Raw genomic sequence first — 25,528 nt, 5'->3', positions numbered from 1 at the left:
TAAATAGAAAAAGCCGAGTACTTGAGTTAATCTAAGTACTCGGCTTTTTTATAGTTATTTTCTGCGTTTACGGCCAAGCCCAACGCCATTTTCCATTTTCTTCAATGTTTTATTAGCTACACGAGCTGCTTTTTCTGCTCCTGCATCTAAAATAGTATCTAATTCTGCTGATTCTAGATAAGCGTAGTATCTTTCTTGAATCGGCTCAAGTTCAGCAACAACTAACTCGGCTAAGTCGGTTTTAAAATCGCCATAACCTTTGCCTACATATTTTTCTTCTATACTAGCAATCGTTTCTCCAGTAATAACGGAATAAATAGTTAGCAAGTTAGATACACCTGGTTTTTCTTCTTTATTATATTCGATGATACCACTAGAATCCGTTACAGCACTTTTGATTTTTTTTCTAATAGTTGCTGGGGGATCAAGTAAGAAAATCGCATTTTTTAAATTAGCATCCGATTTACTCATTTTTTTCGTTGGATCTTGTAAAGACATCACTCGAGCGCCTTGTTTAGGAATAAATACTTCTGGCATCGTAAAAATATCCGCATGTTTTTTATTAAATCGCTCTGCTAAGTCACGAGTTAATTCAATATGTTGTTTTTGGTCTTCGCCAACAGGTACTAAGTCTGTTTGATAAAGTAAGATATCAGCAGCCATTAAAGGAGGGTAGGTTAAAAGTCCAGCACTAACGCCTGCCTTTCCGTCTGATTTATCTTTAAATTGCGTCATACGCTCTAATTCGCCAATATAGACGTTGCATTGTAAAATCCAAGCAGCCTGTGCGTGTGCTGCTACTTCTGATTGAATAAAAAGAGTCGCTTTTTCTGGATCAAGTCCAACCGCTAAATAAAGGGCTGCTAGGCTTCTTGTTTGCTCGCGAAGTTTTAATCTATCTTGTGGTACCGTAATCGCGTGCTCGTCTACGATACAATAAAAACATTCGTACTCATCTTGGAACTGCCCAAATTGTTTCAACGCCCCAATATAGTTTCCTAAAGTTAGTTGTCCACTAGGTTGTATTCCGGAAAAGATTACTTTTTTCATGTTTATTCCTCCAATTTTTTCACTGATTGCGAAAATAAAAAACCGTCCATCCCAACATATAAATGTTAGGGACGAACGGTTATCCGCGGTGCCACCCTAAGTACCAAAAAGGCTCTTAGCAATAGAAAATTTCTATTAAAGAAGTAACGGTCTTTAGCCGCCGTTTGCTACTAATCTTTCACAAACAGTCCTTAGAAGTCCATTCGATTTTGCGCTTTATCTGTTTTCACCAACCACAGACTCTCTATTATAAAGCAACAAAATGTACTAATCTTCCTATTAACGCATCAGTTATAATACATTTATTTTAGCAGTTTTCAAAACGGCTTGTCAATCACAAAAACATGCATAGGATACTAGATAGCATAACAAGAAGCGAACTAATCAAAATTCCAGCGTACTGAAGGCCAACTAGCTCGGATAACAGCATATCTGAGAACTCGCTCTCTTCTTCTCGTTTAATTTTACGAGAGATGTTTCGAAAGCCGTTATGAACACGGTCTAAAAAGCCACTTCTCATAATATAAACGAATAACCCTATTAATAATGTAATAAGCGCTACAAGGAAAGAAATATCCACATAATTGCTTATACTAACATGCTGGTTTTTGCCGAAAAGCAGAATACCAAAAATAATGGCTTCTTGAATAAGTGTATAAATAGTAATTCGTAAAAACATTTCTTCACCTCTAATTAAAATTCATAATTCACTCTATCATAATTTCCATAGAAAGACTATATGATAGAAGGAAGCTATCATGCAATGTTAGAAATTTGTCCATTTTTGTTCAAAAAAACGCCTTAGTGTCTTTACAGATTGTTAATAAAAAAATGCCTTTATATCAACGTTTTTCGAATTTATTACAAAATTTAATTAAATTTTTGGTATTTTTATCTAGACAACAGCTCAAAAAAAGTATATAAATATAATAATCCTTTAAAAATTTAAAGGGGTTCGATATTTTCACTTATACAAAAAAGATGACTTCTTCCAGTTAAAACTTAATTGGCAAAGTTCAGCGTAAATTTATCAATTTAAATGGTTATGTTTTCTGAAAACTTAATCAAAAGGTTTAGCAAAGTATACATAATTAATTCGATTTATTGCAAAATAGAGGATTGTGTAACACTCTCTGTTCAGAGTTTTCACGCAATTTCAATTTTGCCTTAATATTTTAATAACTTGTATCTTTCATCCTTGTTTTCATTTATCTTGTAAAAATAATTTACAAAGCCAGAAATCTTAGAGTATAATAGGTATCGAAACAATTTTTCAGAAAAATAAAAAAGGGAGGTCTACTTAGTGAAAAAATCTAAATTATTTCTTACACTTGGATTAACACTATTACTAAGCTTAGTCTTGGTAGCATGCGGAGGCGGATCAGATTCCAAATCCGACAAAAAAGGCTCAGATTCAGGAAAAGCTTCAGGAGATCAAGTACTTAACTTGACAGAAAGCGCACTAATTCCTTCTGCAGACAGCACAAAAGCGGATGACCAAGTTGGTTTAAACGTTGTAAACCAAACAAACGAAGGTCTATATGCGCTTGACAAAGATGGTATTCCTGCCATTGCCGGTGCTGCTGAAGAGCCAAAAATTAGCGATGACAAAACAGTTTATACTATCAAACTTCGTGAAGACGCAAAATGGTCTAACGGAGATCCTGTAACTGCAAATGACTATGTTTACTCATGGCGTCGTGCAGTTGACCCTAACACTGCTGCAACTTATTCTTACCTATTTGATGCAATCAAAAATGGTACTGATATCGTAGCTGGCAAGAAAAAACCTGAAGAATTAGGAATTAAAGCAGTAGATGACTATACTTTAGAAATTACTTTAGCTAAACCAACTGCTTACATTAACTCATTATTTGCATTCCCAACTTTCTTCCCACTTAACGAAAAATTCGTTACGGAAAAAGGCGAAAAATATGCACAAAATAGTGATAACATGTTATTCAACGGACCTTTCGAGTTGAAAGACTGGACTGGAACAAACAAAAAATGGACTTATGTAAAAAATGATAGCTACTGGGATAAAGATAAAGTTAAGTTGAAACAAATCAACGTACAAGTTGTTCAAGACTCCGGTACTGGACTTAACTTATACAACACTGACAAAGTTGACCGTACAGTATTAAGTGCTGATTACGCGGCTCAAAACAAAAACAATAAAGACTACGTTACAGTGAATGATTCTTCAACATTCTACATTAAATTTAACCAAAAACGTGCTGGCAAAGACACAGTATTTGCTAACAAAAACATCCGTAAAGCTATAGCTCTTGCGATTGACAAACAATCGTACACTGATACAGTTCTTAAAAACGGATCTAAACCTGCAAACAATCTTGTACCAGAAGGTTTCACTTTTGACCCAGGTAACAAAGAAGATTATACAAAAGAATCTGGTAAACATTTAGAATATGATGTAAAAGAAGCACAAAAAGCATGGAAAGCTGGTTTGAAAGAACTTGGAGTTTCCGAAATTACAGTTGAATTCACTAGTGATGATACTGAAAATGCGAGAAAATCTTCTGAATTCATTCAAGATCAACTACAAAAGAACTTAGACGGTCTTACAGTTAAACTTAAAAACGTACCATTTAAAGTTCGTTTACAAAATGACCAAAACCAAGATTACGACTTCTCAATGAGCGGCTGGGGTCCTGACTATCAAGATCCATCCACTTTCTTGAACCTATTCGTAACTGATGGTGCACAAAACAGAATGAGTTATTCTAACAAAGACTATGACAAGATTTTAAATGATGCTTCTGTAACTTATGCAGCTGACGATCAAAAACGTTGGGATGAAATGGTTAAAGCAGAAAAAATCCTTCTTACGGATGATGTAGCTATTCAACCACTTTATCAACGTTCTACTGCATACCTACAAAAAGACTACATTAAAAACTTGCAAAAAAATCCATTTGGTCCAGATTACACTTACAAAGAAACATACTTGACTAAATAAAATATTAGTCTTTAAGAAATGCTTGACGGAAAGAGAGAGTATATTTCGATATGCTCTCTCCTTTTGCTGATGATTTTCATGTTTTCATGTGTTATAATTTAAAATTAAAGTATCCTTTTCTAGTTATCTAGAAACCTAACATTCGAAAAATGAAGTTTTTTTCCTAACTAATTTGCGCTAATGCAATAAAAGTTTAGAAATGAAGAAAAAGGCTCACTAAACTTGCGGATTTGGTTAGGAATGACTTTTTTTATATATTTATTAAAACTGGGAGGTGTAGAGATAGATGGTTAAATATACGTTAAAAAGAGTATTATATATGCTTATAACGTTATTCATCATTGCTTCGGTTACGTTTGTTCTTATGAAATTCTTACCTGGTACGCCTTACCGTAATCAGGAGAAACTATCTGACGAACAAATTCACATGATGAATGAAAAATACGGACTAAATGATTCAATTCCAGTCCAATACTTTAATTATATGACAGGTTTGGTAAAAGGGGACTTAGGTGTTTCTTTCCAACTTGATAATAGACCAGTGTCTGAGATTTTAGGTGCACTGATTGGTCCATCTGTCCAATTAGCCCTCGAGGCAATGGTATTTGGTGTTATTTTTGGTATTTTACTCGGGGTAGTAGCGGCCATGTATCAGAATAAGTGGCCGGATTATACGAGTACATTTATAGCAATATTAGGTAAGTCAGTCCCATCTTTCGTATTTGCGACTGTTTTACAATACTGGCTTGGAGCAAAACTTCAAATTTTCCCAGTAGCAGGTTGGGGGACGTTTGCAGATACTATTCTGCCAGCATTCGCACTTGCGATGTTCCCACTAGCGACAGCAGCTCGTTTCATGAGAACAGAGTTAATCGATGTATTTGCATCTGATTATGTTCTACTTGCAAAAGCGAAAGGGAATAGTAGAACGGAAGTAGCGGTTAAGCATGCGATTCGTAATGCACTTATTCCTTTAATTACAGTTTTAGGACCATTATCGGTTGCACTGATGACTGGTTCCCTTGTTATTGAAAATATTTACAGTATCCCTGGTATCGGTAGCCAATTCGTTTCTTCTATTCAAATGAACGATTACCCAGTTATCATGGGAACTACATTATTATTTGCTGCTATGCTTGTATTTGTTATCTTGGTAGTAGATATTCTTTACGGATTGATTGATCCACGAATCCGTGTGTCTGGAGGTAGAAAATAATGGCAGAACATAAAATTGCAAAAGAAAGATTCCAGCCAGCACACATTCTAGATGCCGAAGCGGAAAAAATTACTCGTCCAAGTTTGACGTTTATGCAAGATTCTTGGCTTCGTATTCGTAAAAATAAAGCGGCGTTAGTGTCGCTGATTGTATTAGCACTTGTTATTATCATGGCAATTGTAGGCCCTTATTTGTCACAAAACTTAGGACCAAAACATGATATTAATAGACAGATTACTGAAAATGCGAGTCTTCCTCCAAAAGTTCAAGGCTTTGAAAATATGCCTTTCTGGAATGGACATCAATCCATTGGTGGCGAAGACGTTGATATTTATAAACAAAATAATATTAAAGAGGGTACTTACTACTGGTTAGGTAGTGATACGCTTGGACGTGACCAATTTGCTCGTATTTGGGCTGGTACACGTGTATCTCTTATTATTGCTGTTGTTGCAGCACTATGTGATTTAATCATTGGTGTTACTTACGGCTTGATTTCTGGTTATGTTGGAGGTCGTGTCGATAACTTTATGCAACGTGTGCTAGAAGTTATTGGTGCTATTCCAAACTTAGTTGTCGTTATTTTAATGATGCTAATACTTGATCCAGGGATAATTTCTATTATCATAGCGATTGCGATGACAAGTTGGATAACGATGGCCCGGGTAGTCAGGGGACAAGTTTTAAAACTCAAAAATCAAGAATTCGTTATGGCTTCCACAACTTTAGGGGAATCTACTCCTAAAATTCTTATTAAACATTTAATACCAAATATTTCTGGGATTATTATCATTAACATTATGTTTAGTATTCCTAGTGCGATTTTCTTTGAAGCCTTTTTAAGCTTTATTGGACTTGGTCTTCCAGCGCCAGCAGCGTCTCTTGGTGTCTTGGTTAATGATGGATATAAAACATTACAAGTATTACCGTATATGATTCTTTATCCATGTATTGTACTTTGTATCATCATGATTGCATTTAACTTAATTGCAGATGGTTTGCGCGATGCCTTTGATCCTAAAATGCGCGATTAAAAGAGAGGTGAGGAAAAATGGAAAAGCTATTAGAAGTTAAAGATTTAAATATTTCATTCCACACATATGCCGGAGAAGTTAAGGCGATTCGTGGAGTTAATTTTGACTTATATAAAGGGGAAACCTTAGCGATTGTTGGCGAATCTGGTTCTGGTAAATCAGTAACGACAAAATCGATTATGCGTTTACTTCCAGAAGGTAACTCAGAAATTAAAAGTGGCCAAATTTTATTTAACGGAATGGATATCGCTAAAGCTCACGAAAAACAAATGCAAAAAATTCGTGGGAAAGATATAGCTATGATTTTCCAAGATCCAATGACATCCTTAAATCCAACGATGACAATTGGTAAACAAATTTCTGAACCACTTATTAAGCACCAAAAAATCAGTAAACATGAAGCGCACAAAACAGCTCTTCGTTTACTTCAATTAGTTGGTATTGCAAATGCAGAAGAAAGAATTAAACAATATCCTCACCAATTTTCTGGTGGGATGCGTCAACGGGTTGTTATTGCGATTTCACTTGCTTGTAACCCGCAAATTCTTATTGCAGATGAGCCAACAACAGCGCTAGATGTAACTATCCAAGCGCAAATTTTAGACTTAATGAAGGATTTACAGAAAAAAATTGACACATCGATTATCTTTATTACCCATGACCTTGGTGTTGTAGCAAACGTTGCAGACCGCGTTGCCGTTATGTACGGTGGTAAAATTGTTGAAATCGGTACGGTTGATGAAATTTTCTATAATCCGCAACATCCTTATACATGGGGATTAATTAGTTCGATGCCTACTTTGGATACAGATGATGAAGAATTATTTGTTATCCCAGGTACACCACCAGATTTACTTCATCCTCCAAAAGGGGACGCATTTGCTGCACGTAATAAATACGCAATGCAAATTGACCTTGAAGAAGAGCCACCACTATTTAAGGTGTCTGATACGCATTATGCGGCTACATGGTTGCTTCATCCTGATGCACCAGAAGTAACGCCTCCTGATGCTGTATTACGTCGCCAAGAGCAGTTTGCGGAACTTCATCCTGGCATGCAAGCTGTCCATGCGAAAGGGGTAGAAGTAGAATGACTGAACAAAGAGAAAAATTATTAGAAATTCATAATCTAAAGCAATACTTTAACAAAGGTACTGCAAGTGAAGTACGCGCTGTTGATGATATTTCTTTTGATATTTATAAAGGTGAAACACTTGGTTTAGTAGGAGAATCAGGTTGTGGTAAATCTACAACTGGACGTACTATTATTCGTTTATACGATGCAACTGGTGGAGAAGTTATTTATAATGGCAAAAATGTGCATGCACGTAAAAGCCGTAAAGAAATGCTTGAATTCCGCCGTAAAATGCAAATGATTTTCCAAGATCCATATGCGTCTTTAAATCCGCGTATGAAAGTTAAAGATATCATTGCAGAAGGTATTCGTATCCACGGCCTTGCTAAAACGCCTGAAGAAACGAATCAACAAGTTTATGAGCTACTTGAAACAGTTGGTCTAAGTAAAGAACATGCTGGTCGTTACCCGCATGAATTCTCCGGTGGTCAACGTCAACGTATCGGTATTGCTCGTGCGCTTGCTGTTCAGCCAGAATTTATTATTGCCGATGAGCCTATTTCCGCACTGGATGTATCTATCCAAGCGCAAGTAGTTAACTTATTACGTCAATTACAAAAAGAAAAAAATCTAACATACCTTTTCATTGCCCACGATTTATCAATGGTTAAATACATTAGTGATCGTATCGGTGTAATGTACTTCGGTAAATTAGTCGAGTTAGCGCCTGCCAATGATTTATATCATGCACCGCTTCACCCGTATACGGAATCTCTTTTATCCGCGATTCCTTTGCCAGATCCAAATTATGAGCGTACTCGTGTGCGTAAAGCATATGATCCAACTTCTCATAACTATAAAGATGGCGATGAAATTAAAATGCGCGAAATCGCTCCTGGACACTTTGTTTATTGTTCAGAAGAAGAAGAAGTTATGTATAAAGAAAAGCATGCTAAGCTAACTGCTGAAGCCGCTACAAAATAACACTAAAACATCAATCAGAGTAAAATTTGATTGATGTTTTTTTCACAAAATTAAAATTCTCATGAAATTCTCATAAAAAAGCGTTTTTTTTCATGTGATTTTAGTTTAAACAAGTTATAGTAGGGGTATCATATACATAACGGCTTGCTAACAATGGTTTTACATATTTGGAAAGAAAATTTTAAAAAATAGTATATAGAATTTCACAAAATTAGTGTATAATGAAGTGTAAGTTCTTTAATGAATTTTCCAAATAGAGATATTGCTAGAATTTCGTTATATGAATGAAACAATACCCGATAAGGAGTGTGAATGTCTAATGGTAACGTTATACACTTCACCTAGTTGCACATCTTGCCGAAAAGCTCGTGCATGGTTGGAAGAACATGATATCCCTTATAAGGAAAGAAACATTTTTTCTGAGCCACTTAGTTTGGATGAAATTAAAGAAATTCTTCGTATGACTGAGGACGGTACAGATGAAATTATTTCCACTCGTTCAAAAACGTTCCAAAAATTGAACGTGGATTTAGATAGCCTTCCTTTGCAACAACTATTTGAATTAATCCAGAAAAATCCTGGCTTATTAAGACGTCCTATCATTATTGATGAAAAACGTTTGCAAGTTGGGTACAATGAAGATGAAATTCGCCGTTTCTTACCGCGCCGTGTACGTACGTATCAACTACGTGAAGCGCAAAAAATGGTTAACTAAGATTGATAAAAGTGGTTGCCGAGAATTCCATTCAGTTGGATTCTTGGCGCTTTTTTTGTAATTGGAGTAATAGTTCTTGAATTTTTTTCGTTTTTCAGCTAAGATAATAATCCACCAACGAAAACGAAGGAAAAATGGTGGTACTATTTGCTAATATGAGCTACAATGAATTTAACCAATTAAGTTTCACCCTTCATTGTCAATGACTAAGAAGGAAGGGAGAGTGTGACGATGGAAATTGAACGAATTAATGAGGATACAATCAAGTTTTATATCTCTTATCTGGATTTGGAAGAGCGAGGTTTTAACCAAGAAGATGTTTGGTATGATCGCGAGAAAAGTGAAGAACTTTTCTGGGATATGATGGATGAGCTGAAATATGAAGAAGAGTTCTCTCCGGAAGGTCCGCTCTGGATACAAGTCCAAGCCTTAAAACATGGCTTAGAAGTATTCGTAACAAAAGCTACAATTGGTGGAAAAGGCGAAGATGGCTTTGATGTCACGCTTAGCTCCCCAGATGAGCTTGCAGAAGAAAAAATCGAAAAACTACTCGAAGAAAACTTCAATCCAGTGAGGAAAGAATCACTCGGAGAAGATGATACGCTAGAGTTTATTTTAGAGTTCCGTGATTTTGAAGATGCTATTTCACTTTCACGTGCAACAGGACTGGAAAATTTAGTAACTAAGCTATTTTCGTATCAAGGAAAGTATTATTTGAATGTAGAATTTCCTGAGAATAAATATGATGAATCTAACATTGACAATGCCGTTAGTATTTTACTGGAGTACGGTTTAGAGTCGAATTTAACTGGTTATATGCTTGCGGAGTACGGAAAAGTAATCTTTGACGTTCCTGCATTAAAGCAAATAAGAAAACATTTTTAAAACTTCATTTTGAAGACCCGTTTGTGCTGGAAAATGAGCCAAACGGGTCTTTTTTGCGATTTTAAAAATAAGAAAGGAATTAGGCTGTTGCGTGGCGAATAATAATATTAAAGAGCTAATAGGAGAGTGATTATTATTTTTACCGCCAGAAATAGCACAGGAAAAACTTTTACTATTACTAAGATGAACGTCGACCGTATCAAGCAAGAAGAAAAGCTATTTTGTAAGTCATGTGCAAGCCCAGTCGTGATCAAAGCAGGGCAGATTAAGATACCACATTTTGCTCATGAGAAGGCAATGAAGTGTGCTTTTGCCTCGGAGGGAGAGAGTGAAGAACATTTAGCAGCTAAGCGACAAATCATGGCGTGGCTTTGCTATCAAGGAATGCCAGTAGAGTTAGAAAGTTATTTTCCGGAAATTAATCGGCAAGCGGACGTTTTTGTGAATGGTAATACTGTTATTGAATTTCAACGTTCTTCGGTTCCGATTAGTGAAATGATTCAACGTACGATGGATTATTTGTCTCTTGGTCTCAAGGTTCAGTGGGTACTTGGTCAGGTGATGAAAAAAGAGAAAGGACGTATTTGTCTTACTGCTTTTCAACAAGCCTTTATTCAATCTGACTCAAAATTAGGTTATCATTTTTGGCATTACTCAGCAGAACGTGAGGTTTGTACATTGTATTATCATCTAACATTTGAGAAAGGAAATCGGTTTTTCGCAAGTGAGATGCCATTTTCGATGAAAGTGCCTTTTAAGGAATGGGAGCGGAAGATGGCGCGAATTATAAGCCGTAAAGCCTATGTCAAGCGAGATAGGGAATTAGAAAGACAAAAAATTTGTTTTTACTATGCCAAATTTAAAAAACATGGTCAATTTATGCAGAAGTTATATAATGCGGGATATTATTTACATTATTTACCGAAAGAGATAGGAGTGGATTTAGAAGAGCAATTTTTAGTTATAACGCCGGCTGTAGAATGGCAATTTGACTTATGGGAAAGGTTTTTTAGAGGGTTAGAGAAGGGAGATACTTTTAGTGAGCATTGTTTTTTAGAAAGCTTTCAATCGGTTGTAACCTCAATTTTAACGATTTGGCTGTCGCCTAAAGAAAATTGGAAGTTAGGAAAAGCGTATATTTCTTACTTAATTAGTAAGGGAGTTTTATCGGCAATGCCAGAAAATCGTTATCGCGTGAGGCGAATCATGGCATTTGCTAATACACGAGTGGGGTAAATATAATCATCTGTTTTGCTTTTTTAGTTATTTTGGCTCATAATAATAACAAAATGATTATGGTTGGGGGTTTTAATATTGAGTAAAACAAATGCATTACCTTTAAGAGAAGAAGTACCAGAAAATCTAACGTGGGATTTAACGACGATTTATCCGAATGATGAGGCTTGGGAACAGGCTTTTGTAGATTTGCAAAAGATTACCGAAGAAAGCGAGCAATTTAAAGGTCGTTTAGCAGAAAGTAGCCAAACACTTTTTGAAGCACTTCAATTTCGTGATAACGCGTATGATTTGATTAGTAACTTGTACGTTTACGCTCATTTAAAAATGGACCAAGATACAGCCAATGCGAAATATCAAGGGCTATATAGCCGTGCGGGAAGTCTCGTTACTAAACTAATGTCTGCACTATCTTATTATGATCCTGAAATTTTAGCGATGGATGAGAATACCTTACAACAATTTTTAGATGAAAATAAAGATTTACAATTATATGCTCATTTATTAGAAGAGTTGAATTTAAGTCGACCTTATATTTTGAGTGAAAAAGAAGAGGCGTTACTTGCGAATGCGGGTGAGGTTCTTGGAAGTTCTTCCAATACATTTAATACGTTAAATAATGCGGATATGAAGTTTCCAACGATTAAAGATGAAAATGGCGAAGAAATCGAAATTACACATGGCCGTTTTGGTAAGCTATTAGAAAGTAATGATCCGCGTGTTCGTCGCGATGCGTTTCTTGGAGTATATTCTGTTTATGAAGGGTTAAAAAACACGTTAGCCTCTACTTTAAATGGTCAAGTGAAAAAATCTAACTTTTATGCTGCTACTCGTGGATATACATCGGCTCGTGAGGCTGCTCTTTCGGGGAACCATATTCCTGAAACAGTTTATGATGCATTACTGAAATCTGTGAATGCCAATGCTAGTTTACTTCATCGTTATGTGAAATTGCGTAAAGAGTTACTTGGTTTAGAAGAATTGCATATGTATGATCTTTATACGCCACTATCAGATGATGTTAATTTGGAATTTACGTACGAGGAAGCAAAAGAGCTTGTACTTGAGGCGTTAAAACCGCTTGGGGAAGAGTATCAGGCAATTTTGAAAGAAGCATTTGATGGTCGCTGGATTGATGTGATGGAAAATAAAGGGAAACGTAGTGGAGCATATTCTTCTGGTTCATATAGTACGAATCCTTATATTTTACTGAACTGGCAAGATAATATTAATAATGTGTATACGTTGGCTCATGAACTTGGACATAGTGTGCATAGTTATTATACTAGGAAAAATCAACCATTTGTTTATGGCGATTATTCGATTTTCTTGGCGGAAGTTGCTTCTACTACGAATGAGAATTTATTGACTGATTATCTGCTTAAAAAATACGATGATCCAAAAGTACGTGCTTATTTATTAAATCATTATTTAGATGGATTTAAAGGAACGGTATTCCGTCAAACACAATTTGCTGAATTTGAGCATGCGATTCATCAGGCAGACCAAGAAGGTGTGGCTCTGACTGCAGATTATTTAACAGAAACGTATTTTGATATTAATAAGAAATATTACGGGAAAGCAATGGTTTATGATGCAGAAATTGGCTATGAATGGTCTCGTATTCCGCATTTCTATATGAACTATTATGTGTTCCAATATGCGACTGGTTTTTCGGCAGCTTCTGCATTGAGCGCAAAAATCTTAACAGAAGGTCAAACTGCTGTAACAGCGTATATTGACTTTTTGAAAGCGGGAAGCTCGGATTATCCGATTGATGTTTTGAAAAAAGCCGGCGTTGATATGGCGACACCTAATCCTGTAGATGATGCTTTAAAAGTATTCGAACAACGGTTAGATGAATTAGAAAAACTAGTTAAATAATTGTTTGTGAAATTTGCTAAAAAAAGACACGTAGTCATTACCGCTAACGTGTCTTTTTTTCTTGTGTTTAAGTGGTGCCAGTATTCACGAAATGTACAAATAAAAATAGCTATGTGAACTATTGAATTATAAGTGGTAATATGGTATATTATAACCGTGAAATAAATCACAAACAAATACCCCCTTTATTTGATTGTGTGAATTTCTCCTTTTGATTGCGCTGTAAGAAGCCGTGGCACTTAGCTACGGCTTTTTACGTTATTTTAAGTTACTAACTCAGAATTAAAGGATGATTAATGATGGAATTTAAAGATGAACACTTATTACGAGAAGTGCTTCTTTTTGCGGGAAGTGTGGATACGAAGATTAACGATATGTCGCTTGAGGTGATTGATTTTGGGAATCTGCGGAACTACACGAAAAATGAAGTGCTATTAACGCTTTATTGGTTGGAAGAAAATGGCTTTTTAACTAGAAATAATAATATTTCCGAAAAACGCTATACGCTAACTTTAAAAGGGGAGCTATTATATGATCGCTATTTTCAAATGGAAGAGTAGTCATTAGAAAAGTAAATAATTATTAACCATGGATAGGTGTTGCTATTCATGGTTTTTTTGATTGTGACGATAGTTTAAAAAACATAATGTTGTTGACAATGATAATCATTATCAATTAAAATGATAATTAACGTATCCTTTTACATAAACTTTTACTCCGCAAGTGTTTGTGGGGGTTTTTTATAAATAGTAGTTTTTATTAAAGAAGGGAGATTTAAGGATGAAGAAATTTTTAGTTTTGGCTGCTTTTGTTGCCGTATTTAGTTTTTCATTTCTTTCAAGTGGATTAACGGCACAAGCTGCACTTAAGGATGGGACCTATTCGGTTGATTATACGGTGCTTCAAGGGGATAGTGATTCTGTTTCTATGGCGAATGACTATTTTGATAAGCCTGCAACGGTAACAGTAAATGGAGGGAAATCTACTGTTAGTTTGCAAGTGAATCATAGTAAATGGATTACTGGTTTATGGGTGGAAGGCAGTGCGGTCAGTGTGACTTCGAAAAACACTTCCAATGATACTCGAAAAGTGTCCTTCCCAGTGTCGACTTTAAGTAGTCCAGTGAGTGCAAAAATTAAAGTAGATATTGATGACGACAATTTAAATTATCATCATCAATATCAAATCAAGTTACGTTTTGACGAAGGGTCTGCTAAATCTTTAGCAGGGGCTGTGAAATCTTCTGATAATAGTAATACAACAACGACGAACGACTCAAATAATCAAGTAGCAAATCCAAAGTCTAGTGATTCTAGCCAAATGTTTTTATACGTCATTATTTTTGTTGCTGCGGGAACTGGGTTAGTTTTACTTAAAAGACGGGCGATTTTTAAATAAAGGGGGATTATAATGAAGAAATTATGGAAAAAAGGTTTAGTCGCTTTTTTAGCTTTGACACTTATTTTTCAATTGATACCAGGGTTTGCGAATGCGGCTGATTCTCGTCTAAAAGATGGCGGAGAATATCAGGTTCAAGTGAATTTTTATAAAGATAATACTGGGAAGACTACAAAAGAATCTTCAGAAGCAGATAAATATATTGACCATACTGCAACGATTAAAGTGGAAAATGGTCAACCTTACATGTACTTAACGATTACAAATAGCAGCTGGTGGCAAACAATGGCGGTTTCAAAAGATGGAACTCGTCCAGAAAAGCCAGCGCAAGCGGAAGTTTACCAAGCTAGCTATCAAGATGTTCAAACTGTCAGCACAGATGCAACGAAAGATACGCGTGTAGAGAAATTCAAGCTTAGTTCTTTAGATGATGTTATTTTTTCTTATATGCATATTAAAGTTGATGCGATTAGTTATGATCACTGGTATCAAGTAGATTTGACGATTGATCCAAGTACTTTTAAAGTGATTTCAGAGCCAGCAGTTACTACGCCAGTAACGCTTTCTGATGGGATTTATACGATTCCGTTTGTAGCGAAAAAGGCAAATGATGATAGTAATTCAAGTATGCAAAATTACTTTAACAATCCTGCGTGGTTGAAAGTGAAAAATGGTAAGAAAATGGTTGCGATGACTGTTAATGATAATAAAACAGTAACAGCTTTAAAAACGAATTTGGCTGGAGCTTTGCAAGATGTAAAAGTTGTTTCGGAAGATAAAGATGCTAATACACGGATTGTAGAATTTGAAGTGGAAGACTTAAATCAACCACTTGCGGCTCATGTTAATTATGAAGCACCATTCAATGGTTCGGTTTATAAAGGGCAAGCGGACTTCCGTTATGTGTTTGATACAACGAAAGCAGTTGTGGCAAGTTCGTATCCGGGTAGCGATGAAACGCCTCCAGTAGTGGATCCGGGTGAAACGAATCCACCTGTGACAAAACCAGATCCAGGCACAACAAATCCACCAGTGACAACACCGCCTACAACTCCAAGTAAACCAGTGGTAGTTGATCCTAAAAATCTATTAAATAATCATACGTATTCGATTGATTTTGATGTGTTTAAAGATGGAACAACAGAAACTTCGATGATGGAAAGTTATGTGATGAAACCGGCTGTAATCAAAGTTGAAAATAACCAACCATATGTTTATTTAACGTTAACAAACAGCAGTTGGATTAAAACATTCCAATATAAACAAAATGGTGTTTGGAAAGATATGGAAGTTGTTTCTGGAGATATTAATAAAAATACGAGAACAGTTAAATATCCTGTGAAAGATGGCACGGCTAATACGGATGTGAAAACGCACGTATTAATTGAAGATATGCCAGGATTCGCTTACGATCACGAATATACTGTTCAAGTAAAACTGAATGCAGCAACCATTAAAGACATTACAGGGAAAGATGTAACGTTAAAAGAGCCTGTCAAAAATGATCTTTTAAATACGGGTAATGTAGCGAACAATAATAATGCTGGACCAAAATTAGCTAAACCAGATTTTGATGATACAAATTCTGTTCAAAAAACAGCGAATAAAGCAGAGAAAAATGCAAAAACAAATGATTCATCAAGTATGGCTTGGTACGTGACATTATTTGGGGCTTCCTTCCTTTATTTAGCTTATCGATTAAAACGTAAAAGATTGAGTTAATAAAACTGGTAAAAGCGAGTTAGGTCGGGGTTTTCCTTTGCTTAACTCGCTTTACCGATTTTATTTTATAAATGGGGGAATTGTTGATGAGGAAAATAGCTGTCATATCTTTGGTGTTATTACTTTTTTTAGTTGGTTGCGGGAATGAACAGGCGGCTCAGAAGACCGAGCAAACATCGGAAAAGGAGCCTAAGATTGTGGCGACTACGGTAGCGATTACCGAAATTATGGATAAACTCGATTTGCCGCTGGTTGGAATTCCGACTAGTTCTAAAAAACTTCCGGAACGTTATGCTGATGTACAGGAAACTGGTTCGCCTATGGGGCCTGATTTGGAAATTATTCGGATGTTAAAGCCGGACATGGTTCTTTCAACAAAAACGCTAGAAGCGGACTTAAAGGCTGGTTTTGAGGGTGCTAGTTTAAAAGCGGACTTTTTGGACTTTACGAGTATTGCTTCGATGCAAAGTGAAATTAAAAAACTCGGCGCAGAATTTGACCGCAAAGATGAAGCGACGAAATTAAATGCTGATTTAACAAGTGAAATTGATAAGGTGAAGTCTAATGTTGCTAAAAAGAAAAAGCCGACTGTTTTAATACTGATGGGTGTTCCGGGAAGCTATTTGGTTGTGACGGAACATGCGTACATCGGTGACTTGGTGAAACTTGCTGGTGGGGAAAATGTGATTACCAATCAAAAAGTGGAATATTTAGCTTCTAATACAGAATACTTACAAAATGCGAATCCGGATATTATTTTGCGAGCAGCTCATGGAATGCCGGCGGAGGTTGTGAAAATGTTCGATGAGGAATTTAAAACAAACGATATCTGGAAACATTTTGATGCGGTGAAAAATGATCGGGTATATGACTTGGACGAAAATTTATTTGGTATGACAGCAAGCTTAAATGCCCCAGAAGCACTACGCGAAATGGAAAAGATGCTTTATGACAATTAAGCAAAAAAGTTCGTTTGGTGTAGTCGTTGTTTTGTTAATTGGGACGATTTTATGGGCGGTTCAGGCGGGGAGTTTGGCGATGTCGATTCCAACTTTTTTAAAGGGCGTTTTTAGCGGCGGGAATGAAATGGTCGATGTGGTGATTGATTTGCGTTTTCCGCGGATTATTATTGCTTTACTGGCTGGTGCGGCGCTTTCGGTTTCTGGTTTATTGTTGCAAGCTGTGATGCGGAATCCGCTTGCTGATGCTGGGGTGATTGGGATTTCAGCGGGAGCAAAGTTTTTTAGTTTTGTAATCATTTTATTTTTACCGGAATTGTATTTTTGGTTGCCACTTTTTTCGTTTATTGGTGGGGCGCTTGCGTGTTTTCTAGTGTTTTTGTTTAGTTACCGGTCTGATTTTAATCCGCTTCGTTTTATTATTATTGGTATTGCGATTAATGCGGTTTTTACGGGGCTTAGTGATGCGTTATCGTCGCAAGTAGCGCTTGTTTCTAGTCAGTCTGCGAGTAGTGCGGCGAGCCTTGCGATGAAAAAATGGTCCGATGTGGAAACGTTGTTAATCTATGTGACGATTGGTCTGATTTGCGCACTATTACTTGCTAAATGGTGCAATGTGTTAGGGCTTGAAAATAAAATGGCTAGAGGATTTGGTGTGCCGGTTAATAAAACGAGGATTTGGTTGGCTTTAATTGCGGTTTTGCTTGCGTCGATTACTACGGCGGTTGTTGGCGTTATTGCCTTTGTTGGTTTACTTGTGCCACATATTGCGAGAAAACTAGTTGGCGGGAATTATCAAATACTTGTGCCTTTTTCAATTTTATTTGGCGCATTGTTGCTCTTGTTTGCAGATACACTTGGCAGAACGTTATTTCAACAAATGGAAATCCCGGCATCTGTAATCATGCTTATTATCGGCGGTCCATTCTTAATCTTTTTAATGCGAAAGGGTGATTTTTATGGAAGTAAGGGACGTTAATTTTAGTTATAATGGAACAAATCCAATCTTGAAAAATGTCTCATTTACTATCCAGAAAAATAAAATCAATACGATTGTTGGGCCGAATGGGAGCGGGAAATCCACTTTGTTAGAAATTTTGGCTAGACTTCTTTCGCCTAGTTCTGGAGATGTTTTGCTAGAAGGAAAATCGATTTTTGAATGGAAAGCGAAAGAATTTGCGCAAAATGTGGCGATTGTTCATCAAAATAATCTGCTTCCAAGCGAGCTGACGGTGAAGGAACTGTTGTACTTTGGTCGTCTGCCTTATAAAAATTGGCGGATGACGCGGACGAAGGCGGATGATTTTGCAGTTGAACGGGCTTTGGAACAAACGGAGCTAACTGAAAAAGCAGAGCAATTTGTTGATAGTCTTTCTGGCGGGGAACGGCAACGGGTGTTTATTGCGACAGCTTTAGTTCAAGATACGCCGATTTTGCTTTTGGATGAGCCGACGACGTTTCTCGATATGTATTTTCAATTGGAAATTTTAGAGTTGGTGAAACGGTTGAATCAAGAAGAAAATTTGACGATTGTGATGATTTTGCATGATTTAAACCAGGCGCTAGCTTATAGTGATCAATTGATTGTGATGAAAAATGGGGAAGTTGTGGCAAAAGGAGAACCGGGGAAATTGCTAACAACCGAACTGATTGCAGAAACGTATGGAGTGGTTGCTGAGGTTTTAGATGATGCGAAAACTGGGAAATACATTGTTCCTCAAAGACGAAAGGAGTTTTAGAACGTGAAAATGAAATCGTTTTTGGGGAAGAGTTTGACTTTAGTTATTTTAGGGGTATTTCTTTTTTCTGGTTGGAAAATTGGGATGGAGCTATATGAAAATTATCATAATCGGAACATTTTGGATGATGCCAAGGCTCTTTATACGAAAGATGTTACTACGACTAATGTGAACGGTGAAGTGCGCGATGAGCTCAAAGATTTGCAGAAGTTAAATAAAGATATGACAGGCTGGTTAACGATGGCGGATACAGAAATTGATTATCCGATTTTGCAAAGTACCGATAATGACTATTATTTGCATCATAATTACAAAAATGAAAAAGCAAGAGCCGGCAGTATTTTTAAAGATTATCGCAATACGAATGAGTTTGTGGATAAAAATACGATTATTTACGGGCATAACATGAAAGATGGCTCGATGTTTGCGGATTTACGAAAATACTTGGATAAGGATTTTTTTGAGGCACATCCGACTTTTTCTTATGAATCGGGACTAGCAAATTATGAAGTAGAGATTTTTGCTGTGTATGAAACGACGACGGATTTTTATTATATTGAAACGGAATTTCCGGAAACGAACGATTTTAACGATTATTTACAAAAAGTAAAACAACAATCTATGTATAAATCAAATGTAGAAGTGAGTGGGAAGGACCGCATTATCACGCTTTCGACTTGTGATACGGAGAAAGATTATGAAAAAGGACGCATGGTTATTCAAGGGAAACTAGTAGCAAAATGAGGAAGCACCAAAAGACGACAGCTGCTTTTGGGCTTTTTTTCTTGTTGGAAAGGGTGCGAACAATGAAATTATATGAACTAACCGATAATTATTTACGGTTGCAAGAACTTTTAGAAGAAAATAAAACCGAGGCTGTGAGCGACACATTAGATGCCATCACGGACGGGTTTCATGATAAAGCGGAAAATATCGCCAAAATCATTAAGTCTTTAACGGCAGATGCGGAAATGGCGGGAATCGAAACAAAACGACTTTTAAAGCGGAAACAAGCGTTAGAAAACAATGCGCAACGATTAAAAATCTATTTACAGTCCGAAATGGAACGAATGGATATTAGAAAGATAAATAGCACGCTTTTCACGATACAAATCCAGAAGAACCCGGCAAGCGTGGAAATAGTGGAAGAAGCATTGCTAAAACCCTTCTTTATACTGCAAGAACCTAAAATTGATAAAAAGCGAATTGCTGAATTACTAAAATCTGGCGAAGAAGTAAAAGGTGCCAGGTTAGTAGAGAGCGAATCGATTCGAATAAGGTAAATGAAAACAGTCAAAGTTGTTATCTATTTTAACAACTTTGGCTGTTTTTGTTAATTTTACTATTAAATAAGTACAAAAGAGTAAAATATTTCACATTTCTGTAACAAACGTAGCGAATTTATGTATCGAAAGAACATTTCGAGGTCTCCTCCTATGAAATAATTAGTCTTAAGTAAGAGATTGAGGGTCATCTAAAATAATAATTTATGCTTCACTCGTTATTTCACTTCTACCATTTTTATAGAAGCGGGAGAAAGAGGAAGAGGTAAAACACGCATAAGAAATAATGTTTAAGAAGGTTACATAGAAACGACTTAAAATGATGAGACTTCGAAACCTTTACAAGAAGCAGCGAAATAGAACATTTAATGCGAGTTTATCAGGGGATAATTGGAGAAGAGCAGCCCTCCACCCAAACGAGTAGCCAGATCCATCAACTCTTTCAAAAAAACACATCAAGCGAGTATTATCGCTACAGACAACAGTAGTGCACCCGTAAAATACTTCATATTAGAATCATACAACAAACAGATTATCCTCCAAGAATTGCTAACCGGACCATACGGCTGAAAATTCACTACCAAGCATAAAAGATGAACATTTAATAATAATCTAGCCTTTTAAATGTAGGTTGGAGCTTTATTAAAAGATATCAATTGGACTTTTATTATAGGAGGATAAATCGTAGTGAAAAATTTTAGACATTGGCGAAAACTAGTTATTGCAACTATTATTGGGCTACTAGTTTTTCAGAACGTTTCACCAGTTTTAGCAACGATAAAAGATGATACAACAGGAACTACAACATTGAAAATTATAAAAGAAGACACGGACACGAAAGAAAAAATCAATGGCTCTATTTTTGAAGTGAAAGATAAAGCTAGTGGAGAAACAAAAGAACTTTCTATAAAAGAAAACGGCACCGGGACAATAGATTCCCTTTCAGCCGGAGAATACCTTGTTAAAGAAAAAACAGCTGCTTCTGGTTATACTTTGGATGAGAAAGCGTATAATGTAACACTTTCTGATAAAGAGGAAGTAGTAACCTCGACTTCAACAAAAGAAAAAACAGAGCCAGCTGCTGCGCCAAAAACAACGCCACGTGCGAACGTAAAAGCAGTGATTACAGATAATATTTTCAATAAAGTAACGTTAAAAGATGGAAATGGCGACGAAATCAATACTTCTGACCGGATTCAAAATGGTAGTGGTGTTGTGCTTAATATGAACTTTGCGTTTTCTGGAAAAAATTACAAAGCTGGAGATACATTTACAACCGTATTACCAGACGCGTTCAACTTTGGGAATAAAAATTTAAGCGGAAACTTCTTACCATCTACAGAAGCGGAATGGACGCTAGATGTAACAACGCGTGAACTTACGATTAAGTTCCTAAAAGATGGTATTCAAGAAGGCGACTATAACGTCAATATTAGTACTGCCTTCAAAGTATTCACATCAACAGAAGAAACGATTCAAGAAGTTGTTTTCAAAACAGCTGGGAAAGATACCGTTTATCAAATTGAAGTAGTTCCAGTTGTTAACTATCCAACTACTGTAGCAATCACAGCTAATCCGGGGATAGTGAATCCAACTAAAGGACAAGTGGATGCGAAATTCAACTTAACGAAAGAAAAAGATGCTAAGGGTGAACTGAAACTTACTGATTATACTTCAGGTGGAACAACCACAATTAACCAAGATAGCATCAAAGTCTATTCAAGTGATGTTAGTGCTGGAGGAACCTTTATCGGCACGAAGAAATTACTTGTAGAAGGTACGGACTATACGTTAACTTATTCCGCAACTTCTCTGACTGTTACGTTAAACGGTGGGCTTGCTGGGAAAGGCTACCAAGTAACCTATGATCGCACCATAAACAAACCGAGTGATTCACTTTCTTATATGTCAACACAAGCTTACACAGTAGGTGATGCAGGTACATTATCAAGTAACTCTGCTTATATTTACCTGACGATGACAAATTATAAGCATCTTGAGAAAAAAGCTACTTACAACGGCTCAACTCAAAGTATTGATTGGAAAATTAATTTTAACTTTGATCAAGACGAAATATCTCCTTCAACAGTGCTTACCGATGTTTTAGCAGATAGTGATGTCGCTTATGTAGCAGATTCACTTAAAATTAAACGAGTAACTTTTAATGCAACTAATGGGTCGCCAATCGTTGGAAGTGATGCTTCAAGTGATTGGACAACCTCAGCAATCTCGGCAAATGGGAATTTTAATTTAACGTATAAAAACACTAATACCAACGCATATGAAATCACTTATTCAACGAAAATCACCGACTTTAGTGATCGCAAAATTAAAAATGAAATTACAGATGAAAATGGTGTTTCCGCTGACGCAACGATCGCGATTCAACCAGATTTACTGAAAAAAGAAGCTGGAACAATTGACTATTTTAATAACACGATGACATGGAAAATTACTGCTAACTCCGACAGAATTAAGATGGGGAATCTTAATATTACGGATGAATTTTCTACAGGGGTAAAAAGCCTTAAAAGCTACACCGTTCGTGCTTATACAGATAATACAAATAGCGTCTTATTAACAGAAGGCAAAGATTATACGATGAATAAAGATGTGACACCAGCTGGTTTTTATTTACAACTTATCGGCGATTATGCTTCCACAGACAAAAAAATTGTTGTTGATTTTGTCACAGATATTGACCTTTCTGATGTAACAAAAACAATTGATAATAAAGCATCCATTTCTTATTACGATGGCGGGATTATCAAGTATGTTGATGAAGTAACTGCTTCAATGGCACCTGATCCAGGCATGATGACAAATGGTGGTAAGTACGGATCATACAACTCAACTACTGGGAATATCGATTGGATTGTATCTGTAAATGCTATGGCGAAAAACTATGACAACTTGATTTTTGACGACGCTATTCCAACTGGATTAACATACGTTGAAGGTTCACTACAATATCGTAATGTGGCTTCCACAAGTGAGATGATGAATCTATATATCCCGCTTAACTCTGTTGGAACAGTAGCCAAAACAGGTGATAAAAACTATCCAACAAAAGTCGATACTACTGGGAATAAATTACATTTAGAATTTGCTAACTTGGAGAATTCACGCGTATTTATTAAATACAGTACCAAACCAAACGAAAACTGGTATTACTACTCCTACGTACAAAACACTGCGAAAGTGAGCGATAATGGAGTGGGCGAAAAATCTTATACTTACCAAGCATACGCGAGCAAACTTTTTAATGCGATGACAAAAACAGCTACGATTGATCCATCTTTTGATAATAAAGTTAACTGGATTGTTACACTTAGCAACATCTCAGCAGATCGTCCTATTAACAACCCAACAATTACAGATACAATGAAAACAGGAACAACTGGAGCACAAGTAGTAAAAAGTAGCTTTAAAGTAATGAATGAAACGACAGGCGAAGATATTGACTCAAAATATTATGACATCACTTATACAGACAATAATTTCACTATCCAATTCAAAGACTATAAAGCAACTGCACCAATTAAAGTCACCTATAGTACAATCAGCTTGATGTCGGGACTTGTTAGTAACACAGCGACAACCTCTTCTCCTGACTACGGTAATTTACCAATGACCTATAAATCAAGAACAACAAGCATATCTCCAGCCTTCACTATTGGTAGTGGTAGCGGGACGGCGACAATTGGTTCACTTGAAATTACCAAAGTTGATAAAAAGGATAATTCGAAAAAACTGACAGGTGCTAAATTCCAACTTTATACGCTTGAAGGGGATAAAGCGGGACAAGAAGCAACAACCGATTCGGACGGAAAAATCGTCATGGACGGGCTTCAATCTGGAAAATATAAACTCGTTGAAACAGAAGCACCAACAGGTTATACAATTAGTGACGAATACAAAGATGGTAAAGAAATTACGGTTGCCGCCGATGTAGCTACAAGCGTTACAATTGAAAACACCGAGCAAACTGGTAGCGCAGTTCTTTTAAAAGAAGATAGTGTAACGAAAGATGCTATTGCAGGAGCAGAATTCGAATTGCAAAATGCTGATGGTACAAAAGTTGCTGAAAACTTAGTATCTAATGCAGATGGTAAAATCGAAGTAACTGACTTGGCACCGGGAGACTATCAATTTGTTGAAACAAAAGCGCCAACTGGCTATGTTCTTGATGCAACACCGGCGAAATTTAAGGTTGAATTTAACCAAGCAACTGCTGTGAATGTTACAAAAGAAAACAAAGCGAAAACTGGTAGTGTGGTTCTTACTAAGCTAGATAGTAAATCAAGAAGTAATTTAGCTGGGGCAGAGTTTGAACTACAAACAAAACTTGGGGTAAGTTTGAAAGACAAAGTAGTGACAGAAGCAAATGGTCAACTGCAAATTGATAACTTAGCACCAGGAGATTATCAATTAGTCGAAACGAAAGCTCCAACAGGTTATGATTTAGATGCTACACCAGTTGAATTCACCATTGAGTTCAACCAAAAAGCACCAATTCAAGTGACAAAAACAAACACGATGTCTACTGGTTCTGTTGTACTAACGAAAACAGATGGTGAGACGAAAGCACCTCTTGCAAATGCAACGTTCAAGTTAGTAGATAAAGACAATAATGCTACAGAAAACCTAACTACAGATGCATCTGGGAAACTAGAAATAACTGATTTAGTACCTGGGGATTATCAATTGATTGAAACAAAAGCACCAGCAGGCTATGAATTGGATACAGTTCCTGTTGATGTGAAAATCACTTTTGATCAAAAAGATACGTTGCAAGTTACGAAAACGAACTTAAAAACAGTTGTGAGCGGCAAAGTAATCGCAGAATTTGTCGATACAAAAGGCAATGTATTAGCAGAGCAAGAAATTCACACTGGCATCGTTGGCGAAAAATATGCAACAAAAGCAAAAGATATCAAAGGTTACAAATTAACAAAACAACCTACGAACAAAGAGGGCGTATTCAAAGAGACAGATCAGAAAGTAACCTTCGTATACGAGAAAAATAAAACGCCAATCGTAGTAAATCCAGATAAACCAGTCACACCAGTAAAACCTATTAAACCAGTAGACCCAACGAAGAAACCAAATCTTCCTTCAACGGGAGATGAGTCGCCATATGGCATAATCTTTACTGGATTATTTGCGAGTATCATCGGGCTATTCTTATTAAGAAAATCAAAAAAAGTAAATGATTAAAAAAAGATGCTATCCTTCCAAGAGGATAGCATCTTTTTTTACCGCTTATTTTACTCATTTATTCTGGGTCTAATTAATTGTTCACTAAAAAGTCATAAAAAAACCCGAAATCACTTTTTTTGGCTCTTTAAAGTCCTGTTTTCTTTTC

At 36.4% G+C, this 25,528-nt stretch carries 20 protein-coding genes and 1 other annotated feature; of the genes, 18 read left to right on the top strand and 2 right to left on the bottom strand.

Annotation, left to right across the window (positions count from 1 at the left end; translation table 11 throughout):
- Window positions 1-54 precede the first annotated feature (54 nt).
- Together trpS and HCJ55_RS02075 are read right to left on the bottom strand one after the other, a co-directional pair.
- Window positions 55-1,050, bottom strand: a complete 996-nt coding sequence (gene trpS / locus HCJ55_RS02080) for a tryptophan--tRNA ligase (RefSeq protein WP_008948507.1) — start codon at window positions 1,048-1,050, stop codon at window positions 55-57.
- Window positions 1,051-1,114: 64 nt separating this feature from the next.
- Window positions 1,115-1,342: a binding site (T-box leader), on the bottom strand.
- 42 nt (window positions 1,343-1,384) lie between these two features.
- Window positions 1,385-1,729 carry a DUF3899 domain-containing protein gene (locus tag HCJ55_RS02075; protein WP_185501871.1) on the bottom strand — a complete coding sequence of 115 codons (345 nt, stop codon included), beginning with the start codon at window positions 1,727-1,729 and terminating at the stop codon, window positions 1,385-1,387.
- Between the two features lie 624 nt (window positions 1,730-2,353).
- On the opposite strand from HCJ55_RS02075, the gene HCJ55_RS02070 reads away from it, so the two are divergent.
- The 18 genes from HCJ55_RS02070 to HCJ55_RS01985 all read left to right on the top strand — a co-directional run bounded on the left by HCJ55_RS02070 (window position 2,354) and on the right by HCJ55_RS01985 (window position 25,380).
- On the top strand, window positions 2,354-4,030 hold the full coding sequence (locus tag HCJ55_RS02070) for a peptide ABC transporter substrate-binding protein (protein WP_185501872.1): 1,677 nt from the start codon (window positions 2,354-2,356) through the stop codon (window positions 4,028-4,030).
- Between the two features lie 286 nt (window positions 4,031-4,316).
- On the top strand, window positions 4,317-5,246 hold the full coding sequence (gene opp3b / locus HCJ55_RS02065) for an oligopeptide ABC transporter permease (protein WP_008948503.1): 930 nt from the start codon (window positions 4,317-4,319) through the stop codon (window positions 5,244-5,246).
- Complete coding sequence (gene opp3C / locus HCJ55_RS02060) at window positions 5,246-6,280, top strand: oligopeptide ABC transporter permease (protein ID WP_185392517.1); 1,035 nt, start codon at window positions 5,246-5,248, stop codon at window positions 6,278-6,280. Before opp3b ends, opp3C begins: the two co-directional genes overlap by 1 nt.
- 17 nt (window positions 6,281-6,297) lie before the next feature.
- Complete coding sequence (locus HCJ55_RS02055) at window positions 6,298-7,374, top strand: ABC transporter ATP-binding protein (protein ID WP_003722316.1); 1,077 nt, start codon at window positions 6,298-6,300, stop codon at window positions 7,372-7,374.
- Window positions 7,371-8,339: an oligopeptide ABC transporter ATP-binding protein OppF gene (locus tag HCJ55_RS02050; RefSeq protein ID WP_185392518.1), complete on the top strand. Its 969-nt coding sequence runs from the start codon at window positions 7,371-7,373 to the stop codon at window positions 8,337-8,339. The genes HCJ55_RS02055 and HCJ55_RS02050 overlap by 4 nt, the downstream gene beginning before the upstream one ends.
- A 319-nt stretch (window positions 8,340-8,658) precedes the next feature.
- Window positions 8,659-9,054: a transcriptional regulator SpxA gene (spxA, locus tag HCJ55_RS02045; RefSeq protein WP_003720569.1), complete on the top strand. Its 396-nt coding sequence runs from the start codon at window positions 8,659-8,661 to the stop codon at window positions 9,052-9,054.
- Window positions 9,055-9,285: 231 nt separating this feature from the next.
- Window positions 9,286-9,939, top strand: a complete 654-nt coding sequence (gene mecA, locus HCJ55_RS02040; RefSeq protein WP_185392519.1) for an adaptor protein MecA — start codon at window positions 9,286-9,288, stop codon at window positions 9,937-9,939.
- A 126-nt stretch (window positions 9,940-10,065) separates the two neighbouring features.
- Window positions 10,066-11,175: a competence protein CoiA gene (locus tag HCJ55_RS02035; protein WP_185516818.1), complete on the top strand. Its 1,110-nt coding sequence runs from the start codon at window positions 10,066-10,068 to the stop codon at window positions 11,173-11,175.
- Window positions 11,176-11,253: 78 nt separating this feature from the next.
- On the top strand, window positions 11,254-13,059 hold the full coding sequence (gene pepF, locus HCJ55_RS02030) for an oligoendopeptidase F (protein WP_185516816.1): 1,806 nt from the start codon (window positions 11,254-11,256) through the stop codon (window positions 13,057-13,059).
- Between the two features lie 299 nt (window positions 13,060-13,358).
- Window positions 13,359-13,619 carry a DUF3116 family protein gene (locus tag HCJ55_RS02025; protein WP_185516926.1) on the top strand — a complete coding sequence of 87 codons (261 nt, stop codon included), beginning with the start codon at window positions 13,359-13,361 and terminating at the stop codon, window positions 13,617-13,619.
- A gap of 220 nt (window positions 13,620-13,839) precedes the next feature.
- On the top strand, window positions 13,840-14,457 hold the full coding sequence (gene isdC / locus HCJ55_RS02020; protein WP_008948496.1) for a heme uptake protein IsdC: 618 nt from the start codon (window positions 13,840-13,842) through the stop codon (window positions 14,455-14,457).
- Window positions 14,458-14,469: 12 nt separating this feature from the next.
- On the top strand, window positions 14,470-16,179 hold the full coding sequence (gene hbp2 / locus HCJ55_RS02015; protein ID WP_185516814.1) for a hemin/hemoglobin-binding protein Hbp2: 1,710 nt from the start codon (window positions 14,470-14,472) through the stop codon (window positions 16,177-16,179).
- An 86-nt stretch (window positions 16,180-16,265) separates the two neighbouring features.
- Complete coding sequence (isdE, locus tag HCJ55_RS02010) at window positions 16,266-17,138, top strand: heme ABC transporter substrate-binding protein IsdE (protein WP_185501878.1); 873 nt, start codon at window positions 16,266-16,268, stop codon at window positions 17,136-17,138.
- A complete protein-coding gene (locus tag HCJ55_RS02005; RefSeq protein WP_185516811.1) occupies window positions 17,128-18,117 on the top strand; it encodes a FecCD family ABC transporter permease in 990 nt (329 codons plus the stop codon). Before isdE ends, HCJ55_RS02005 begins: the two co-directional genes overlap by 11 nt.
- A complete protein-coding gene (locus tag HCJ55_RS02000) occupies window positions 18,098-18,877 on the top strand; it encodes an ABC transporter ATP-binding protein (RefSeq protein ID WP_185516809.1) in 780 nt (259 codons plus the stop codon). Before HCJ55_RS02005 ends, HCJ55_RS02000 begins: the two co-directional genes overlap by 20 nt.
- Before the next feature lie 3 nt (window positions 18,878-18,880).
- On the top strand, window positions 18,881-19,621 hold the full coding sequence (gene srtB / locus HCJ55_RS01995; RefSeq protein ID WP_008948491.1) for a class B sortase: 741 nt from the start codon (window positions 18,881-18,883) through the stop codon (window positions 19,619-19,621).
- Between the two features lie 62 nt (window positions 19,622-19,683).
- Window positions 19,684-20,160: a siphovirus Gp157 family protein gene (locus tag HCJ55_RS01990; protein WP_185516807.1), complete on the top strand. Its 477-nt coding sequence runs from the start codon at window positions 19,684-19,686 to the stop codon at window positions 20,158-20,160.
- 687 nt (window positions 20,161-20,847) lie between these two features.
- Window positions 20,848-25,380: a SpaA isopeptide-forming pilin-related protein gene (locus tag HCJ55_RS01985; protein WP_185516805.1), complete on the top strand. Its 4,533-nt coding sequence runs from the start codon at window positions 20,848-20,850 to the stop codon at window positions 25,378-25,380.
- The last annotated feature ends 148 nt before the right edge of the window (window positions 25,381-25,528 follow it).

The organism is Listeria marthii, from assembly GCF_014227425.1.
GTDB lineage: Bacteria > Bacillota > Bacilli > Lactobacillales > Listeriaceae > Listeria > Listeria marthii.
The sequence above is the reverse complement of the archived record's forward strand: the minus strand, read 5'-3'. Positions and strand labels throughout refer to the sequence as shown.

Excerpts from the sequence above, each read along its gene's own strand:
- trpS (WP_008948507.1), bottom strand. The coding sequence starts at position 1,050 with ATGAAAAAAGTAATCTTTTCCGGAATACAACCTAGTGGACAACTAACT.
- HCJ55_RS02075 (WP_185501871.1), bottom strand. The coding sequence starts at position 1,729 with ATGTTTTTACGAATTACTATTTATACACTTATTCAAGAAGCCATTATT.
- opp3b (WP_008948503.1), top strand. The coding sequence starts at position 4,317 with ATGGTTAAATATACGTTAAAAAGAGTATTATATATGCTTATAACGTTA.
- opp3C (WP_185392517.1), top strand. The coding sequence starts at position 5,246 with ATGGCAGAACATAAAATTGCAAAAGAAAGATTCCAGCCAGCACACATT.
- HCJ55_RS02055 (WP_003722316.1), top strand. The coding sequence starts at position 6,298 with ATGGAAAAGCTATTAGAAGTTAAAGATTTAAATATTTCATTCCACACA.
- HCJ55_RS02050 (WP_185392518.1), top strand. The coding sequence starts at position 7,371 with ATGACTGAACAAAGAGAAAAATTATTAGAAATTCATAATCTAAAGCAA.
- spxA (WP_003720569.1), top strand. The coding sequence starts at position 8,659 with ATGGTAACGTTATACACTTCACCTAGTTGCACATCTTGCCGAAAAGCT.
- mecA (WP_185392519.1), top strand. The coding sequence starts at position 9,286 with ATGGAAATTGAACGAATTAATGAGGATACAATCAAGTTTTATATCTCT.
- HCJ55_RS02025 (WP_185516926.1), top strand. The coding sequence starts at position 13,359 with ATGGAATTTAAAGATGAACACTTATTACGAGAAGTGCTTCTTTTTGCG.
- isdC (WP_008948496.1), top strand. The coding sequence starts at position 13,840 with ATGAAGAAATTTTTAGTTTTGGCTGCTTTTGTTGCCGTATTTAGTTTT.
- hbp2 (WP_185516814.1), top strand. The coding sequence starts at position 14,470 with ATGAAGAAATTATGGAAAAAAGGTTTAGTCGCTTTTTTAGCTTTGACA.
- isdE (WP_185501878.1), top strand. The coding sequence starts at position 16,266 with ATGAGGAAAATAGCTGTCATATCTTTGGTGTTATTACTTTTTTTAGTT.
- HCJ55_RS02005 (WP_185516811.1), top strand. The coding sequence starts at position 17,128 with ATGACAATTAAGCAAAAAAGTTCGTTTGGTGTAGTCGTTGTTTTGTTA.
- HCJ55_RS02000 (WP_185516809.1), top strand. The coding sequence starts at position 18,098 with ATGGAAGTAAGGGACGTTAATTTTAGTTATAATGGAACAAATCCAATC.
- HCJ55_RS01990 (WP_185516807.1), top strand. The coding sequence starts at position 19,684 with ATGAAATTATATGAACTAACCGATAATTATTTACGGTTGCAAGAACTT.